13 protein-coding genes are annotated in these 16,560 nt (G+C 74.6%); 7 read left to right on the top strand and 6 right to left on the bottom strand.

Going from position 1 to position 16,560, the window contains the following annotated elements; all coding sequences use genetic code 11:
• Nucleotides 1-84: 84 nt before the first annotated feature.
• The 5 genes from BFV98_RS24360 to rocD all read left to right on the top strand — a co-directional run bounded on the left by BFV98_RS24360 (nt 85) and on the right by rocD (nt 5,602).
• On the top strand, nt 85-834 hold the full coding sequence (locus tag BFV98_RS24360) for a cellulose binding domain-containing protein (RefSeq protein WP_071097892.1): 750 nt from the start codon (nt 85-87) through the stop codon (nt 832-834).
• Between the two features lie 5 nt (nt 835-839).
• Entirely contained in the window at nt 840-2,297 is a 1,458-nt protein-coding gene (locus tag BFV98_RS24355; RefSeq protein ID WP_071098983.1) for an RICIN domain-containing protein, read from the top strand.
• Nucleotides 2,298-2,410: 113 nt separating this feature from the next.
• Nucleotides 2,411-3,286: a DUF4190 domain-containing protein gene (locus BFV98_RS24350; protein ID WP_071097890.1), complete on the top strand. Its 876-nt coding sequence runs from the start codon at nt 2,411-2,413 to the stop codon at nt 3,284-3,286.
• 286 nt (nt 3,287-3,572) lie between these two features.
• Complete coding sequence (ddaH, locus tag BFV98_RS24345) at nt 3,573-4,388, top strand: dimethylargininase (protein WP_030271835.1); 816 nt, start codon at nt 3,573-3,575, stop codon at nt 4,386-4,388.
• Nucleotides 4,388-5,602: an ornithine--oxo-acid transaminase gene (gene rocD, locus BFV98_RS24340; RefSeq protein ID WP_176921783.1), complete on the top strand. Its 1,215-nt coding sequence runs from the start codon at nt 4,388-4,390 to the stop codon at nt 5,600-5,602. Before ddaH ends, rocD begins: the two co-directional genes overlap by 1 nt.
• Before the next feature lie 74 nt (nt 5,603-5,676).
• On the opposite strand, the gene BFV98_RS24335 is transcribed toward rocD, so the two are convergent.
• The gene (locus BFV98_RS24335; protein WP_071098979.1) at nt 5,677-6,825 is read right to left on the bottom strand and encodes an FHA domain-containing protein; all 1,149 of its coding nucleotides are present in this window, start codon (nt 6,823-6,825) and stop codon (nt 5,677-5,679) included.
• Nucleotides 6,826-7,022: 197 nt separating this feature from the next.
• A complete protein-coding gene (locus BFV98_RS24330) occupies nt 7,023-8,075 on the bottom strand; it encodes an acyl-CoA desaturase (protein WP_071097888.1) in 1,053 nt (350 codons plus the stop codon).
• A gap of 285 nt (nt 8,076-8,360) precedes the next feature.
• Here BFV98_RS24330 and BFV98_RS24325 point away from each other — a divergent pair, with 285 nt between their 5' ends.
• Nucleotides 8,361-9,140: an SDR family NAD(P)-dependent oxidoreductase gene (locus BFV98_RS24325; protein WP_013288322.1), complete on the top strand. Its 780-nt coding sequence runs from the start codon at nt 8,361-8,363 to the stop codon at nt 9,138-9,140.
• A 57-nt stretch (nt 9,141-9,197) separates the two neighbouring features.
• Here the strand turns inward: BFV98_RS24325 and BFV98_RS24320 are convergent, their stop codons facing one another.
• The 4 genes from BFV98_RS24320 to BFV98_RS24305 are packed head-to-tail and all read right to left on the bottom strand — an operon-like array spanning nt 9,198 to nt 14,885.
• On the bottom strand, nt 9,198-12,605 hold the full coding sequence (locus BFV98_RS24320; RefSeq protein WP_071097886.1) for an SCO7613 C-terminal domain-containing membrane protein: 3,408 nt from the start codon (nt 12,603-12,605) through the stop codon (nt 9,198-9,200).
• A gap of 47 nt (nt 12,606-12,652) precedes the next feature.
• Nucleotides 12,653-12,973: a divalent-cation tolerance protein CutA gene (cutA, locus tag BFV98_RS24315; RefSeq protein WP_013288324.1), complete on the bottom strand. Its 321-nt coding sequence runs from the start codon at nt 12,971-12,973 to the stop codon at nt 12,653-12,655.
• Between the two features lie 55 nt (nt 12,974-13,028).
• Nucleotides 13,029-14,051 carry a 1-acyl-sn-glycerol-3-phosphate acyltransferase gene (locus BFV98_RS24310; RefSeq protein ID WP_071097885.1) on the bottom strand — a complete coding sequence of 341 codons (1,023 nt, stop codon included), beginning with the start codon at nt 14,049-14,051 and terminating at the stop codon, nt 13,029-13,031.
• Entirely contained in the window at nt 14,052-14,885 is an 834-nt protein-coding gene (locus tag BFV98_RS24305; RefSeq protein WP_013288326.1) for a patatin-like phospholipase family protein, read from the bottom strand.
• Nucleotides 14,886-15,064: 179 nt separating this feature from the next.
• On the opposite strand from BFV98_RS24305, the gene BFV98_RS24300 reads away from it, so the two are divergent.
• Complete coding sequence (locus tag BFV98_RS24300) at nt 15,065-16,558, top strand: serine/threonine protein kinase (protein ID WP_071097883.1); 1,494 nt, start codon at nt 15,065-15,067, stop codon at nt 16,556-16,558.
• Nucleotides 16,559-16,560: the final 2 nt, after the last annotated feature.

Here is a 16,560-nt window from a genome sequence, read left to right as displayed (position 1 = left end):
GCCGTGCCGTCACGGCGGCGACATCGCGGTCCACCACCACTCCGGCGCCGACCGCCCCCGGCGCCCCCAGCTCGGGAGAGACAGATGCTCCGTACGCTCGGCGCGGCACTGGCCGCCGCCCTCGCCCTCACCGGCCTGGCCGCCTCGGCCGGCGCCGACCGGTCGCCCGCCACCACGACGACGACGCTCACCACGGCGGCGACGCCGACCCCGACGCCCACGTTCGCGTGCCCGCCGGCGTTGCCGGTCAGCGGCCAGGTGACCGGGGCCACCACGACCAGCATCACCATCACCTACTGGATGGTGCTCAGCCCGCCCTGCGGATACGACCCGCCGCTGGTCGTCAGCCTCTTCGCCAGCCGCGAGGACGCCACCGGGTGGCGCGACCCGGTGGCCGAGGCGGTCACCGGGCCGGAACGGTCGGGCACTGTCACAGTCGGCGGCCTGACCCCGGGCACCGCGTACTGGTTCCGGTTCGGCGACACCAAGGGCGTACGGGATCCGTACGTGATCGGCGGACCGGCGCGCACGCTGTCGCTCTGCTCCGCGACGGCCACGATCGACAGCAGGTGGGGCGGTGGCTTCGTCGCCACTGTGACGGTGCGCAACGACGGCACCGATCCGGTCCCGGGCTGGCTGGTCTCGTGGCGGTGGTCCGGTGACGAGCGCATCCAGTCGGTCTGGGGCGGGGTGGCAGAGGGCTCCGGCCAGGACGCCGAGGTCCGCAACGCCTCCTGGAACGGGACGCTGGCGCCGGGTGCTTCGACGACGTTCGGCCTGCTCGTGGCGACGAGCGCGACGCCCGCCGCCATCACGCCGGTCTGCGGGCGGTGACCGGCATGCGGTGGACGGCACGGCACGGCGGCACCGGCCGCCTCCTCGCGGCGGGGCTGGCGCTCGCAGTGGCCGTCGCGGCGACGGTAGTGGGACCGGCAGCGGGTGCGCTGGCGGCGCCGGTGACAGTCACCAACGGCACCCAGTTCACCGACACGAGCGGCGCCGTGGTGCACGCCCACGGCGGCGGTGTCCTCAAGGTCGGCGACTACTACTACTGGTTCGGCGAGAACCGCAACCCGGACAACACGTTCCGGGCGGTCTCCGTCTACCGCTCCACGGACCTGCGCACCTGGGAGTTCCGCAACAACGTGCTCACCCAGTCGTCGGCCGCGGAGCTGCGGGTCGCCAACATCGAGCGGCCGAAGGTCGTCTACAACGCGGGCACCGGCCGGTTCGTGATGTGGATGCACAAGGAGAACGGGTCCGACTACAACGAGGCGCGGGCCGCCGTCGCCTCGTCGGCCACCGTGGACGGGAACTACACGTACCACGGCAGCTTCCGGCCGCTCGGGCAGCACATGTCCCGCGACATCACGCTCTACAACGACAACGGCACCGCGTACATGATCTCGGCGGCCGACGACAACTACGACCTGAACATCTACCGGCTCACCTCGGACTACCTCAACGTCGCCGCCCTCGTGGGCAACTTCTGGGACGGCGCGCACCGCGAGGCGCCCGCGATGTTCAAGCGGGGCTCCACGTACTTCCTGCTGACCTCGGGGGCGACGGGATGGAGCCCGAACCAGGCCCGGTACGCCACCGCGCCGAGCATCTCGGGACCGTGGAGCGGCTGGACCGACGTGGGCAACGGCACCACCTTCAACTCCCAGCCGGCCTTCGTGCTGCCGATCCAGGGCACGTCCGGCACCAGCTACCTCTATCTGGGTGACAGGTGGGCGGGCGCCTGGGGCGGGCCGGCCAACGACTCCCAGTACGTGTGGCTGCCGATCGCCTTCCCGACCGCCACCAGCATGAGCCTGACCTGGTATCCGTCAGTCACCGTCGACACGGCGGCGGGCACGGCCACCGGCAACTCGCCCACGTACTACCGCGTCACCGCCCGGCACAGCGGCCGGGTGCTGGACGTGATCAACGGCTCCACGGCGAACAACGCCGAGGTCAAGCAGTGGGGCTGGAACGGCGGCGGCAACCAGAGGTGGGAGTTCCAGGACGCCGGTGGCGGCTGGTTCCGCCTCGTCAACGCGGCGAGCGGCAAGTGTCTCGACGTCGCTAACGCGTCCACCGCCGACGGCGCCAACATCATCCAGTACACCTGCGGCAGCGGCGCCAACCAGCAGTGGCAGTGGGCCGCGCTCGGCGGCTGGTTCCAGTTGCGGGCCCGGCACAGCGGCAAGTGCCTGGACGTGGTCAACGCCGGCACCGGCGACGGCGCGGACGTCCAGCAGTACACCTGCGGTGCGGGCACCAACCAGCAGTGGTCACGCACGGTGTCGTGACCGGACGGCACGCCTGAGCGTGCGGAGCGAACCCAGGGGTGTCGATTTCGGCACCCCTGGGTACTTCCTGCTTGTCATGCGCGGCCTCCGCGCCTGGATCAGGAGGTGCCATCGTGAAGATCTTGTCCCGCCGGAACTCTCCGGCGACCAGTACCGATACCAACGGCGACGGCGTGGTCGACGAGCGCGACCGGACCGCCGAGCAGCTGGCCGGCCAGCCCGTGGTCACCGACCGCGACGAGGAGCGGACCACGTACCGCAGCGCCGCCACAGCGACCGACGACGAGCGCGCCCGGGACGCGGCGACCGACCGGGACGCGCGCGACCTCGGCGCGACGACGACCGACGGACGGAGGACGCCCACGACGACCGACGCCCGGATCGCGGCGGCCGACGACGAGCGGGACGCGGAGGCCCGGCGACGGGCGGCGGACCGGGGCGCGGCGGCGCGCGCGGTCACCGGCCGCCGGGTCGACGCCGACACGCGGACCGCTCCGGTGACCGACGCCCGGACCGTCGGCGCGGCGCCCGCCGCCGAGCGCACCGTGGACCTGGACCGCGACGGCCGTCCGGACCGCACCGACCTCGACCGGGACGGCCGCCCCGACGGTACGGACACCGACGGCGACGGCCGGGTGGACCGGCCGGAGCCGTACACCACGAAGCGTCCCCGGGCCAGCCTGCTCGCCACGCTCGGCCTGATCGTCTCGGTCGTCGGGGCGCTGTTCGTGCTCTCCGGCACGCTCGCCGGGTACGGCATCGGCGTCGGCGCGGTCGGCGCCGTGCTGGCGGTGCTGGGCCTGATCGCCACCCGTCGCCGGCACGTGGCGGGCAAGACCGACGCGCTGATCGGCATCGCTGTCGGCCTGGCCGCCGTGGTGCTCGGCATCGTGGCGATGACCGGCCAGTTCGACTGGCCGACCACCGACGGCGACTGGGTGGGCCGCTTCCGCGAGTGGCTCGACTCACAGTTTGGCAACTGGTTCTGACGGGCACTGTCCCGATCGCCGGCAGGGCCGGCCAGCCCGATCAGTTCCGGTGGTTCACCGGCCGGGCAACACCTCTTTCGGGGGCGGCGGTTCGCCGCCCCCGAAGTGTGTCCGGGGTCGGCGCAACAATCACCCGCTGCTGACCGATTCAACGCAACGTTTCGCTGCTCAACGCAACTTCCCGCGGTGGATGTCGTCTACCCGGGCCGCATAACGTTGGACCACGGCGCCAGCCCGTGGGCCGACGGTGGCCGGGCGCGCCCGACTCTGGGAGCACGACATGACGATGGACGCCATCCGCCAGCGCTTTCTGATGTGCCGGCCGACGTACTTCGCCGTCGACTACGCGATCAACCCGTGGATGGACCCCACCGCCCCGGTCGACGCCGACCTGGCGATCCGGCAGTGGGAGCAGCTTCGGCGCACGTACCTGGACCTGGGCCACGAGGTCGACCTGATCGAGCCGGTCGCCGGCCTGCCGGACATGGTCTTCGCCGCGAACGGCGGCACCGTGATCGACGGCAAGGCCATGGCGGTGCAGTTCCGCGACCCGCAGCGCGCCGACGAGGCGCCCGCGTACCGGGCCTGGTTCGAGGGCGCCGGCTTCGAGATGTACGACCCGAAGCACGTCAACGAGGGCGAGGGCGACGTCCTGCTGGCCGGTGACCACCTGCTCGCCGGCACCGGGTTCCGCACCGCGCACGCCTCGCACGCGCAGCTCCAGGAGGTCTTCGGCTACCCGGTGATCACCATGCAGCTCGTGGACCCCCGCTTCTACCACCTGGACACCGCGCTGACAGTGCTCGACGAGCGCACCGTGGCGTACCTGCCGGAGGCGTTCTCCCCCGGCAGCCGGGCGGTGCTGCGCCGGTTGTTCCCGGACGCGATCCACGCCACCATGGCCGACGCCGAGGTGCTGGGCCTGAACGCAGTCAGCGACGGCCGGCACGTGGTGCTGCCCGCGCAGGCCACCGACCTGGCCGCGAAGCTGCGCGACCGGGGCTACGAGACCATCGGGATCGACCTGTCCGAGCTGCGCAAGGCCGGCGGCGGACCGAAGTGCTGCACGTTGCGACTCCGTCAGGGAAAGGCGAGCAAGTGATCATCGACGACATGCTGCGGACTCCGTCCGCGGTCCGGGACGCGGAGCGTCACACGGCGCACAACTACCACCCGCTGCCCGTGGTGATCTCGTCGGCCGAGGGCGCCTGGCTGACCGACGTGGACGGCCGCCGCTACCTGGACTGCCTGGCGGGATACTCGGCGCTGAACTTCGGCCACCGGCACCCGAAGCTGATCGAGGCCGCGCACGCGCAGCTCGACCGGCTCACGCTGACCAGCCGCGCGTTCATCCACGACCAGTTCGCCGACTTCTGCCGCGAGCTGGCCGCGCTGTGCGGCAAGGACCTCGTGCTGCCGATGAACACCGGCGCCGAGGCGGTGGAGACCGGCATCAAGGTGGCCCGCAAGTGGGGCTACCAGGTCAAGGGCGTCACGCCGGGCCAGGCCAACATCGTGGTGGCGGAGGGCAACTTCCACGGCCGTACGACCACAATCGTCAGCTTCTCCACCGACGAGGACGCGCGCGCCGACTTCGGGCCGTACACCCCGGGTTTCACAGTGGTGCCCTACGGCGACCTGGACGCGCTGACCGCGGCGATCGACGAGAACACGGTGGCCGTGCTGCTGGAGCCGATCCAGGGTGAGCAGGGCGTCGTGGTGCCGCCGGAGAGCTACCTGCCGGGTGTGCGCCGGGTCTGCACCGAGCGCAACGTGCTGTTCGTCGCCGACGAGATCCAGTCGGGTCTGGGGCGTACCGGCGCGACGTTCGCCTGCGAGCACGAGGGCGTCGAGCCGGACATGTACCTGCTGGGCAAGGCGCTCGGCGGCGGCATCGTGCCGGTGTCGGCGGTGGCGGCGAACCGCGACGTGCTGGGTGTGCTCCAGCCGGGCCAGCACGGCTCGACGTTCGGCGGCAACCCGCTGGCCTGCGCGGTCGCGACCGAGGTGGTCCGGCTGCTCGCCACCGGCGAGTTCCAGCGCCGCTCGGCCGAGCTGGGCGAGCGGCTGCACGCCGGGCTGCGCGGCCTGATCGGCAAGGGCCTGGTGGCGGTACGCGGGCGCGGGCTGTGGGCCGGGCTGGACATCGACCCGGAGCTGATGACCGGCCGGCAGGCGTGCGAGCGGCTGATGGAGCGGGGCGTGCTGGCCAAGGACACGCACGGCTCGACCATCCGGCTCGCCCCGCCGCTGGTGATCACCGCCGACGAGATCGACCACGCGGTGGCGCAGCTCGCCGCAGTCCTGGCCGGCTGAGGCCGTACGCGACCGACTCCGTACGCGAGAAGGCGCCGGGACCGCGACGGTCCCGGCGCCTTCGCACGTGCCCGTCAGGGACGCGGCAGCCGCATCGCCATGGTCGGCGCCTCGGCCATCACCGAGTTCGGGGTGTACTTCGCGTCGCTGCTCATGTCGTCCGCGCGGCCCACCTGCACGCCCGGGTACAGCTCGATCAGGTCGCTCTCGGCGAGCACCCGGGACTGCTGCGGCGCCAGCGCGATCCGCTCGTGCTCGGCCATCGAACCACCGGGGCGTACGCCGGAGCCGTTGGTGCTGGTGTCGGTGACCACCACCTCGCCCACCCGCAGCTCCAGCCGGATGTGGCTGCGGCTGATCCAGCGCCGGGCCTCGTCGTTGAGCCACTGGCCGAGCGTCACCCCACCCGGGCCGTCCGGCGCCCGGCCGATCGCCACCGGCTCGGTCTCGGTGAGCACGAACCGCTTGCGGACCAGACCACCGATGCGCACGGCGAGCACAGCGGTACGCGGGCGCGGGCCGGCGTCGGAGAGCCGTGCGCCGTGCCGGGGGCAGGTCGGCGCGCCGGTACGCAGCGTGGGCGGCGGCTGCTCGGCCGGCACCCGGTCCACGGCGGCCAGGTCGGCGAAGGCGCCACCGCCCCCACCGCCCCCGAACAGCGCGCAGCCCGGCTCGGGACAGCGCCACTTCCGGGAGAGCACCTTGACGCCCGCGGGTGAGCGACTGCCGGTGGCCGGATCCTGGCCGCCGCCGACGTGCGCGATGAAGACCGGCCCGCCGGCGCCGGGCACCGGGGCGAGCACCCGGCCCGCCTGCCCGATCCACGGGTACCGCCCGACGAGCCCGTCCAGCCGCGCCCGGGTGAGCACCGGCAGGCCGAGCAGGTCGGCCACCTCCAGCATCCGGTCACCGGGCTGGTCGAGCACCTCCACCAGGCCGTCGTCGGCCCACCGGCGCACCACCATCCGCTCGTTGGAGGTCAGGTCGGCGTCGGACAGCAGCGCCCGGTGCACGATCGCGTAGACCGGGACGCTGTCCTCGCCGATCTGCCGGGACAGCGCGTCGATCACCATCCCGAGTCGCAGCAGGCTGGCCGGACGGCCGCCGTCCAGGTTCTGCCAGCGGATCACCTCGGCCAGGTCGACCACGGCCCGGGCCAGCGACGGATCGGTGCAGACCCGACCCTCGATGGCGTCGAGCACCTTGCTGATCTCGAATCTCATGCCGCAGCTCCGCACGATGTCGTCCCGTGACGCGGCCGGGGCCGGTCGGCCCGCCGCGCCGCGCGCCACCACCGCGGCGCGTCCTCCACCATGCGACGACCCTACCGGCCACCCCCGTCGGCGGCGTGGCGGCGCACTCCCGAAAGGGGCGCACGCCACCGGGCGGGCGCCGCTCGCCCCCGCCCGGCCCGCCGCGCTCAGGCCGCGCGCAGCGGCCGGCCCACGTCGTGCAGGTGCGCCAGGGCCTGCCGGTACGACTCGACCAGCCCGGTCTCCGCGTACGGGACGCCCTGCTCGGCGCAGTACGCCATCACGAGCGGCCGTGCCCGGCGCAGGTTGGCACGCGGCATGTTCGGGAACAGGTGATGCTCGATCTGGTAGTTGAGCCCGCCCAGCGCCAGGTCGACGAACCGGCCGCCGCGTACGTTGCGCGAGGTCAGCACCTGCTTGCGCAGGTAGTCCAGCTCGTCGTCGGCGGTGGGCATCGGCATGCCCTTGTGGTTCGGGGCGAACGAGCAGCCCATGTAGAGGCCCCACAGCCCCTGGTGCACGGCGACGAACAGCAGCGCCTTCGCCGGTGACATGACCGCGAACAGCAGCCCGAGGTAGCCGGCGGCGTGCGCGGCGAGCAGCAGCGCCTCCACGGCCCGGTGCCGCATCGGCACCCGCCACCGCCCGTCCGGTTCCCGGCCGATGAGCGCCTGCACGCTCGCCACGTGCAGCGCCAGCCCTTCCAGCAGCAGCAGCGGGAAGAACAGCCACGCCTGGCGGCGGGCCATCCACCGGCTCAGGCCGCGCGTCGCCGTCGCCTGCTCGTACGTCCAGACCAGCGCGCCCGCGCCGACGTCCGGGTCCTCGTCGGTGTGGTTCGGGTTGGCGTGGTGCCGGTTGTGCTTGTCCACCCACCAGCCGTAGCTGAGCCCGACCGCGAGGTTGCCGGCGACCAGCCCGGCCGCCTCGCTCGGCCCGCGCCGGCGGAACATCTGCCGGTGCCCGGCGTCGTGGCCGAGGAACGCCACCTGCGTGGTGGCCACCGCCATCACCACCGCCAGCGGCACCTGCCACCACGAGTCACCGACGAGCGCCACCACGATCCAGCCGGCCAGGAACGCGCCGAGCGTGAGCGCGATCCGCAGCGCGTACCGGCCGGGCCGCCGCTCGAGCAGTCCCGCCTCGGCGATCCGGCGGGACAGCCGCGCGTAGTCGCTGCCCCGCCGTGCCGCGGGTTCCGTCGACGTGGAAGTGGTCATGTCGCCCCCGATGCCGCGAGCCACGCTCCGTACGCGACTCTCCGTCACCGATTCTGGCAATGACCGTCGCCGTGGGTAATCCCGCAGACCCCCGGCTCGGAGGTGGTGCTGGCCCTACCTCTCCGGGCCGGCGCGGCGCAAACGATCTTCGTCACACCGCAGCGAGCCCGTACGACGGTGGGCGCACCCCCTCTGACCAGCTAATCTGTACGTAAAGATGAGTACCACTCAGCTGAACGGCCGATAGGCAGGCTGCACGGTCATCGACAGACGGGAGACAGCGCGGTGCGTGGATTGACGGAAAAGGTGGTGTTGGTGACGGGCGGCGGCTTCAGCCCCGACCAGGTGGGCTCCGGACTCGGCATGTCCATGTGCGTCGAGCTGGCCGCCGAGGGCGCGAAGGTGGTCGTCTCCGACCTCTCCCTGGAACGCGCCGAGGCGACAGTCACGCGCGTCAAGGAAGCCGGCGGCGACGCGGTGGCGGTGGCGGCCGACGTCACCGACGAGGACTCGGTGCGCGCCATGGTGAGCGCCGCCCTCGACGCGTACGGGCGCATCGACGTGCTGGTGAACAACGCCGGCGTGTTCGGCGCGTACGTGCCGCTGCTGGAGATCGAGAACAGCCAGTGGGACCGCGTCATGGAGGTCGACCTGAAGGGCGTCTTCCTCGCCACCAAGGCCACGCTGCCGCACATGCTGGAGCGCGGCAAGGGCGTCGTGATCAACGTGTCGTCGGCGTCCGGCGTGGTCGCCAGCGAGGTCGGCGCGGAGTACACCACCGCCAAGCACGGCGTCATCGGGCTGACCAAGCAGATCGCCTACGACTACGGCCACCAGGGCATCCGTGCGGTCGGCATCGGCCCCGGCGTGATCAAGACCGCCGCCTTCGAGGGCGCGGAGATCACCAGCGACTTCCCGTTCTACGACCTGACCATGCAGGCGCCCGCCGGCCGGTACGGCGAGCCGCACGAGATCGCCCGTGCGGTCTGCTTCCTCGCCAGCGACGACGCGTCCTTCATCCACGGCCACACCATCCCGGTCGACGGTGGTTCGCCGATCAGGTGAGGCGAACGGATCGGCCCGGGCGGGATCGTCTCCCGCCCGGGCCGCATCCCCGCCGGGTCAGCCGAGCCGGGCGACGGCGTCGCGCAGCCGGACCAGGTCGCGCCGGCGCCGCTCGTAGGTGGCGGCCAGCCCGATCAGCAGCAGCCCGCCGAGGCCCAGGAAGATCCAGCGGGGCAGCAGGTCCCAGCCCCGGGCCAGCTCGTGCAGCGCCAGCGGCACCAGCGTGGCCGCGCCCAGCACCACTGGCGCCTGCCAGCGCCGGGCCGCCCCACCGAGCACGACGGCGAGCGCCGCCGCGCCGAGCGCCAGCCGCCGCCACGGCTGCGGCTCACCTGACACCAGCACCGACACGAGGCTCGGCAGGAACGCCGCACCGAGTCCCGGACCGAGCGCCAGCCAGCTGGTCAGCCCGGGCCGGCGCCGCAGCGCCAGCAGCCCGGCACCCAGGGCGAGCGCCGCCGCCGGCAGCGTGTACGCCTCCAGCACGACCACCCCGCCCGCGGCGAGCAGCAGCCACCCGCCGACCAGCTCGCTGCCCGCGGCCACCGCCGCCAGCACGCGACGCCCGGCCGGCGACTCGCCCCGGCGCGGCACCCGGACCGCGACGGCCACACCCCACAGCACGCAGACCGCCGCCGCGTACCGCAGCGAGCCACCGGTGAGCAGCAGCGCGAGCAGCGCCACGGCCTGCGCCGCCGCCTCCAGCGCCCACGCACCGGCCAGCCCCGCGCCGACGCCGCCCGGCCCTCGGACCACGCGCAGCAGCGGCGCCGCGTGCAGCGTCACCGCCGCGACGGCCAGGGCGGCGAACGCCGCGGTACGCAGCGGCAGCCCCGCCGCCAGCGACGCGGTGACCGCGAACCCGGTGGCAGTCCCGACCGCGCCCAGCCACCCCGCGATCCGGACCATCGCCGGCCGCCCGGCCGCCCCGGTCACGGCACCGGCCACCACCAGCGCCCCGAGTGCGGCGAGCGTCCCCGCCCGGGTGGCGAGCAGGCCACCGAACCCGGGTACGGCCAGCACCGCCCCGAGCGGCACGAGCACCACCGGGCGCGCGCCGGTGAGCGCGACGACCAGCAGCGCTGCCAGCCCGACGCCGAACGCGACCGCCGGCACCACCGGCCAGGGGGCACCGGCCGCCTCCGCCAGCACCGGCAGCGCGACAGCGCCGAACGGCAGCGCGGCGAGCCACCAGGCGACGCGGCGGTCCGTGGCGGCGTACGCCCCGGCGGCGACGCCCAGGAGCAGCAGCACCAGCCCGGCGCGGGCGGTCCCGGCGGAGGCAGCCGCGGCGGCGGGCACCCCGGACCAGGGTTGCACCGGCAGGTCCACGAGCAACGTCAGCACCACCGGGGACACGGCCAGCAACGCCATGGCGGCCAGCACGGCACCGACCGCGCGCAGCGCGACCGCCGGCCGGGAGCCGGCCCCGGCGGCGAGCGCCAGCAGCACCCCCGCCGCTGCGTACGGCGCCACCGGTTCCCCGCCCGGCGCGACGAGCGGCCCGAGGCCGACCCCGGCGAGCGCGACGGCGAGCCCCGTCGAGGCGTACCCGATCAGGTCGGTCCACAGGCGACGGACGGCGAGGACGACGACGACCGGCACCACGACGGCGGCGGTCGCGCCGCGCAGCTGCCACCAGGCCGGCGCGCCGAGGCCGAGCAGCGCGACCGCCACGCCCGCCGGTACGGCGAGCAGCGAAACGGCCAGCGCGACGCCGCCGACGACCGGCTGCGCGCCCTGTCCACGCCGGCCCAGCGCGGCGAGCGCCGCGCCGAGCACCGCCGTGACGGCGAGCACGGCCACGGCCCCGCCCGGGGCGGCGCAGCCGACGAGCAGCGCGTGCCCGAGCAGTACCGCCCCGGCCGACGCGGTGACCGGCACGACGACCCGCCCTCCACGCGGCCGGGCCACCGCCGCCAGCAGCAGCGCGGCGGCCGTCGCAAGGTCCACGACCAGCACCAGCGGCCACGGCGTCGCCGTCACGGCCGGCGCGGCGAGGGCGACCAGACCGGCGGCGGCCACGCCGGCGAGCGGCCGGACGGCCCGGGGCGTCAGCAGCGCGACCGCCCCGGCGGTCAGCAGCAGGGCCACCGGAAGCTGCCAGCCCCAGGACGGGACCGGCACGTCCCGGCCGCCCTGCCAGGCCGGGAAGCCGACGCTCGCGGTGGACGCGCCGACCAGGCCGGTGAGCACGACCGCCACCTGGCCCAGCGCGGCGGCCACGGCGAGCGCGCCCACGAGCGGACCGGTCCGGATCGGCGCCGGCAACGCCCGGACCGCACCGGCGAGCGCCGCCACCACGAGGCCGGCGGCGATCAGCAGCAGCCCGGACCGCCACTCGGCGACCGGCCGGATCAGCGCGACCGCGAGCACCGGCACCAGCAGCCCGGTGGTCGTCGCGCGCCAGAGGCGGCCACCCGCGGCGAGCCCGCCGGCGACCAGCGCCAGCGCCACCACCAGCAGCGGACCGCCGGCCAGCAGCGGCGTGCCCGCCGCGTGGCCGACCGCCAGCGGCACCAGCGCGCAGCCGGCCGCCAGGACCAGCGCCGTGCCGTGCCCGGTCCAGCCCAGCACCCGCCCGGCCACCAGCGCCGTGCCATTGCCGGAGGTACGGCGGCGCAGCACGACCACGACCGCGAGGTCACCGAGCGCCACGGCGGTCAGCACCAGCGCCCAGCCGGCAGCGGTGGGCCGGAACGCGGCAGCGGCCAGCGGCAGCACCGGCTGCGCGAGCAGCCACGCCGCGAACCAGGGTGCGGTGAGGCGGCTGACCAGCGCGTAACCGGCGGCCACCGCGGCGCTGCCCGCCGCCACCAGCGCCGCGTACCGGCTGCCGGGCAGGCCGGTCACCCCGAACAGGTCCACCGACCAGGCGGCGGATCCGTCCAGGACCACCAGGAGCAGCGCCACCGAGGCGAGCGTCTCGGCGGTGCCGCGCAGCCCGCGGGCCCGGGCGACGAGCGGCGCGACCAGGGCCAGCGCGGTGACGGCGAGCAGGATCAGCGCCCGGCCGGCCACCCCGAACGTGCTCCAGGCGACGGCGGTGAACACCACGGCGGCGGTGCCGAGCAGCAGGCCACCGAGGACGAACAGCAGGCCCTGGACCGCGCGGGTGGAGGTCTCCGCGCCGCCGGGGCGTACCGCGACGGGGGTGGGCGGAAGCTGACGCGGCGGCGCCGGCGCCGGGAACGGCGCGGGAGCGGCGGCGCGCGGCGCGGGGATCTCCTGCCGGATCCGGGCCGCCAGCACCGCCCGCCGCTGCCGGGCCGTGACCAGCCGGCCGGACAGATCCTGGTACGTCAGCCGGGCCGCCTCGACGCGCGGCACCAGCTCGGTGATCTCCCGGTCCAGCCGGACAACCTCGGCGGCGGGCGGGTAGGGCGGGCGGCCGCAGGCGCGGCATCCGGCGACGAGGTCGGCCGGGGCGCCGCAACCGGGGCAGGGGTAGCCGGTGTTCTCCACCCCGCCAGCTTCGTCAGCGGCGGAGCGGACCGACAGAGTAGGAGTACCTAGGGCCGGGTCTGCTCGTGTACCCAGGCGGTGTAGCCGGGGTTGCCGCTGTCCTCCCGGCTGACCAGGATCTCCGGCACCTCGTACGGGTGGTTGGCGCGGAGCTGGTCGACCAGGGCGTCCACCCGGTCCGGCGCGGTCTTGAACCGCACCTGCCACTCGGCGGTGGTCTGGATCGCCGACTGCCACCAGTAGGTGCTGTCCACCGGGCCGCCGACCTGGGCGCAGGCCGCCAGCCGGCCGGCGACGGCCGCGGCCGCCAGCACGTCCGCGACCCCGCGGGCGTCCACCACAGTCGTCACCACGCAGATCTGATCCACCAGCGCACCCTACGTGGCGTACCGCCGCCACGCCGAGCAGGCGCGGGGGAATCGGTCAGGTGTCGGCCGCGCCGTTGCGGTTGGCGGCGATCCACGTGTCGATGCGGGCCCACCAGTCGAACAGCCAGTCGATGCGTTCCTGCTTGCCGGCCGGGATCTCCTCCGGCGGCACCGACCAGAACCGCATCACGATCCGCTTGTCCATCGGCAGCTCGCGCCACACGTCGGCGACGGTGAGCATCTGGTCCAGGCCGGTGTGCGCCACGAAGATCACGCCGGCGTCCGGCGCGGCGTCGAGCGCGGCGAGCAGCCCGCCCGGCTGCGGGGCGAGTACGTGCTGCAGCCGCTCGGCGCGCCGCGCCATCCGTTCCAGGCCGAGCGACCGCAGCCGGTCGATCGCGCGCAGCCGCCGCGACGGGGTGAAGTTGCCGCCCTCCGGGAAGATCACGAAGGCGTCGTCGTCGTCCAGGCCGGTGGCCAGGTGCCCGATCTGCCGCACCACCGACTCCCGCCCGTCCGGCCCGGCCGCGATGAACCGGTTGGGCAACCGGTTGAGCAGCACGTCGATGGCCGGATCCCACTGGAGGGTCTCCTTGAGCACGATCCGGGGTTCCCGCCTGAACCAGTTCACCAGCGCGTGGATCAGGATGAACGAGTCGCCCGGCCCGGCGTGCCGGCAGACCACGAGTTCGGGACGGCCCGGCAGGGCGGTGTCCGGGTCGGTGCCGACCACGTCGATGCTCAGCCGCAGCGTCCACCGGGCCTGCCAGAACATGATCCGCAGGAACCACCCGGCCAGGACGTAGTGGGCCCGCTGGAAGGCCGGCGCGCGTTTGTACGCGCCGAAGCCCGAGGCGAGCCAGAGCAGGAACAGGGCGAGCAGCGCGGCGGCGTCCCAGACCAGGTAGACGGTGCCGATCCAGAGCAGCCGCAGCGGGCGCAGCCGTCCCGGCACCAGCGGGGACGCGGCGAGCGCCAGCAGCGCCCAGGCCGGCAGCGTGGTCACCACGAGGAAGGCCAGCAGCACCACACCAGGGGCGAGCACCAGCCGGCGTAGCCAGCGGGGTGGCAGCGGCATTCAGCGCTCCAGCGCGGTGTCCAGGTATCGGCGGGAGGCAGTGTACGCGCGACTGATCCGCCGTCCCACCGCCGCCGTGTCCCGGTACGCCCACGGGCTGTCGTCGCGCGGCTCCAGCCCGCCGGTGGGCAGCACGTGCACCTCGACGTCCTCGGGCAGCGCCGCCATCTCCCGCGCGAACCGGTGCCGGCGGGCGATCTCGAACGCCACCTGGGCGATCTCCCAGGGGCGGCGCGGCGGCGTCAGCTCGCGTTCGATCCGGCCCACCTGGAGCACGAAGATCTGCTTCGCGCCGAGCAGCACCGCCTCGCCGACCGGGATCGAGTTGACCACCCCGCCGTCGATGTAGTGCTGGCCGTCGAGCTGGGCCGGGGGCAGCAGCCCGGGCACCGAGGCGGACGCGAGCACCGCCGGCACCAGCGGTCCGGTGTGGAACCAGTGCTCGGCCGCGCGCTCGATGTTCGCGGCGCAGCAGCGGAACGGCACGGCCAGGTCGGCGAACGTGGTGTCCTCGCCCAGCGCGCTCTCCAGCAGGCGGTACAGCGGCCGGGGCGAGTGCAGGTGGGTACGTGCCGCGAACCGGCGCAGCTGCCGGGCGACCGAGTCGCCGTACACCTCGCTGGCCTCGGGCGACGCCCAGAGCCGGACCAGCCGGTCGGTGACCGCCTCGGTCGGGTCGGCGGCGACCAGGGCGCCGTTGACCGCGCCGATCGACGTACCCAGCACGAGGTCGGGTCTGATCCGGGCGCGGAACAGGGCACGCAGCATGCCCACCTCGACCGCGCCGAGCACTCCCCCGCCGCCGAGCACGAACGCCACCGGACCTGCTGCCATGCCGTTCATCCTGGCACGCGGCCCACACCCGGCCGGGTGGCCGCCCCGACCGAGGTGGGAGCGTCACGCGACGCCGCCCGGGCTATGACACAGCGCGATCGTCAACGGGACGACTGTTGACAGGTCAGACACATTCCCGCAACCTGATAGCGCTCCCGAGCCCAGGCAGGTGCGAGCTGATGGCGACACTCCAGGCCGGCCGTCTGCTGGCCCGGCGGTACCGGCTCATCGACCGGATCGGTGCCGGTGGCATGTCGGTGATCTGGCGTGCCCGCGACGAGGTGCTCGACCGGGTGGTGGCGGTGAAGGTGCTCGCCCCCTCGCTCGCCGCCGACGCGCGGTTCCGCGACATGGTGCGCGAGGAGGCCCGCTCGGCCGCCCAGCTCGACCATCCGCACGTCACAGCCGTGCACGACTACGGCGAGACGGTGGCCCCGGACGGTTCCATCACCTCGTTCGTGGTGATGGAACTGCTCAGCGGCGAAGAGCTGGAACACCTGCTGACCCAGGGGCCGCTGCCCTGGCCGGCAGCGGTGGAGACGGGCGCGCAGGTGGCCGAGGCGCTGGCCGCGGCGCACCGGCTCGGCATCGTGCACCGCGACGTGACCCCGGCCAACGTGATGATGACCGGCACCGGCGCGAAGGTGCTCGACTTCGGCATCGCCACCCGGATCGGCACGCCGGACGACGACGAGGACGGCGGCACGTTCGGCACCCCGGCGTACGTGGCTCCGGAACGGCTCGACGGCGCGCCCGCCCAGCCGGCCACCGACGTGTACTCGCTCGGCGTGCTGCTGTTCGAGACGCTGACCGGGCACCCCCCGTACCCGGCGGAGACCTGGGAACAACTGAGCGCGGCGCTCGCGGACTGTCCGGAGCCCACACTGGACGACGTACCGGGCCTGCCCGGGCCGGTCGCTGACATCTGCCTGCGCTGCCTGGCCCGCGACCCGCGTCACCGGCCCACCGCGCACCGGGTGGCCGCCGTGCTGCGCGACCAGATGCTGCCCGCCGACCCGCAGGCGGCCACCATGCTGGCGCCGACCATGACGCTGCCCGCGCTGACCTCCCCGCCGCCGGCCGGCCCGGAACCGGCGGGGCCGCCGACCCCGGGCCAGGCCCCCGCGGCGCAGCCGATCCCGGAGCCGGGGCAGGATCCCGCCGCGCAGCCGGTTCCGGGCCGGCGGCGGACCCTCACGCTGGCCGCAGTCGGCGTGACTGTGGTCGCCGCGGCGGCGCTGCTGGCGTCCGCGCTGACGCCGGACCGGCCCGCCGGCCCCCGGGTGCTGCCGACCGCCGGGCCGGTGCAGCCGTCGCCCGCCGAACCGCCGGTGACCGAGGAGCCGGCCACCACGCCGCCGGCCGGGCCGACCACTCTGCCGCCGACCGGCGGCGTGCGCCCGCCGGCCGCCGGTCAGGCCGACGCCGCCGAACGGGTGGACGGGCTGATCGAGGCCGGGCTGACCGAGGGCCAGATCCGCGAGGACGTCGGGGTGGACCTGCGCAACCTGCTGCGCAACGCGGTCGCCGCGAACGGCGAGGGAGAGGTGACAGCCGCCGTGGACCGGCTCCGTGGCAAGATCGACGAGCGTCGCCGGGAGGGCAGCATCAGCCCCGGGTACGCGCGGCGACTCGACGCCGCCGCGGCGGAACTCGTGGCCGGGCAGACCTGACG

It is taken from the genome of Micromonospora sp. WMMB235 (assembly GCF_001855515.1).
GTDB lineage: Bacteria > Actinomycetota > Actinomycetes > Mycobacteriales > Micromonosporaceae > Micromonospora > Micromonospora aurantiaca.
This window is presented reverse-complemented; position numbering and strand designations above follow the sequence as displayed.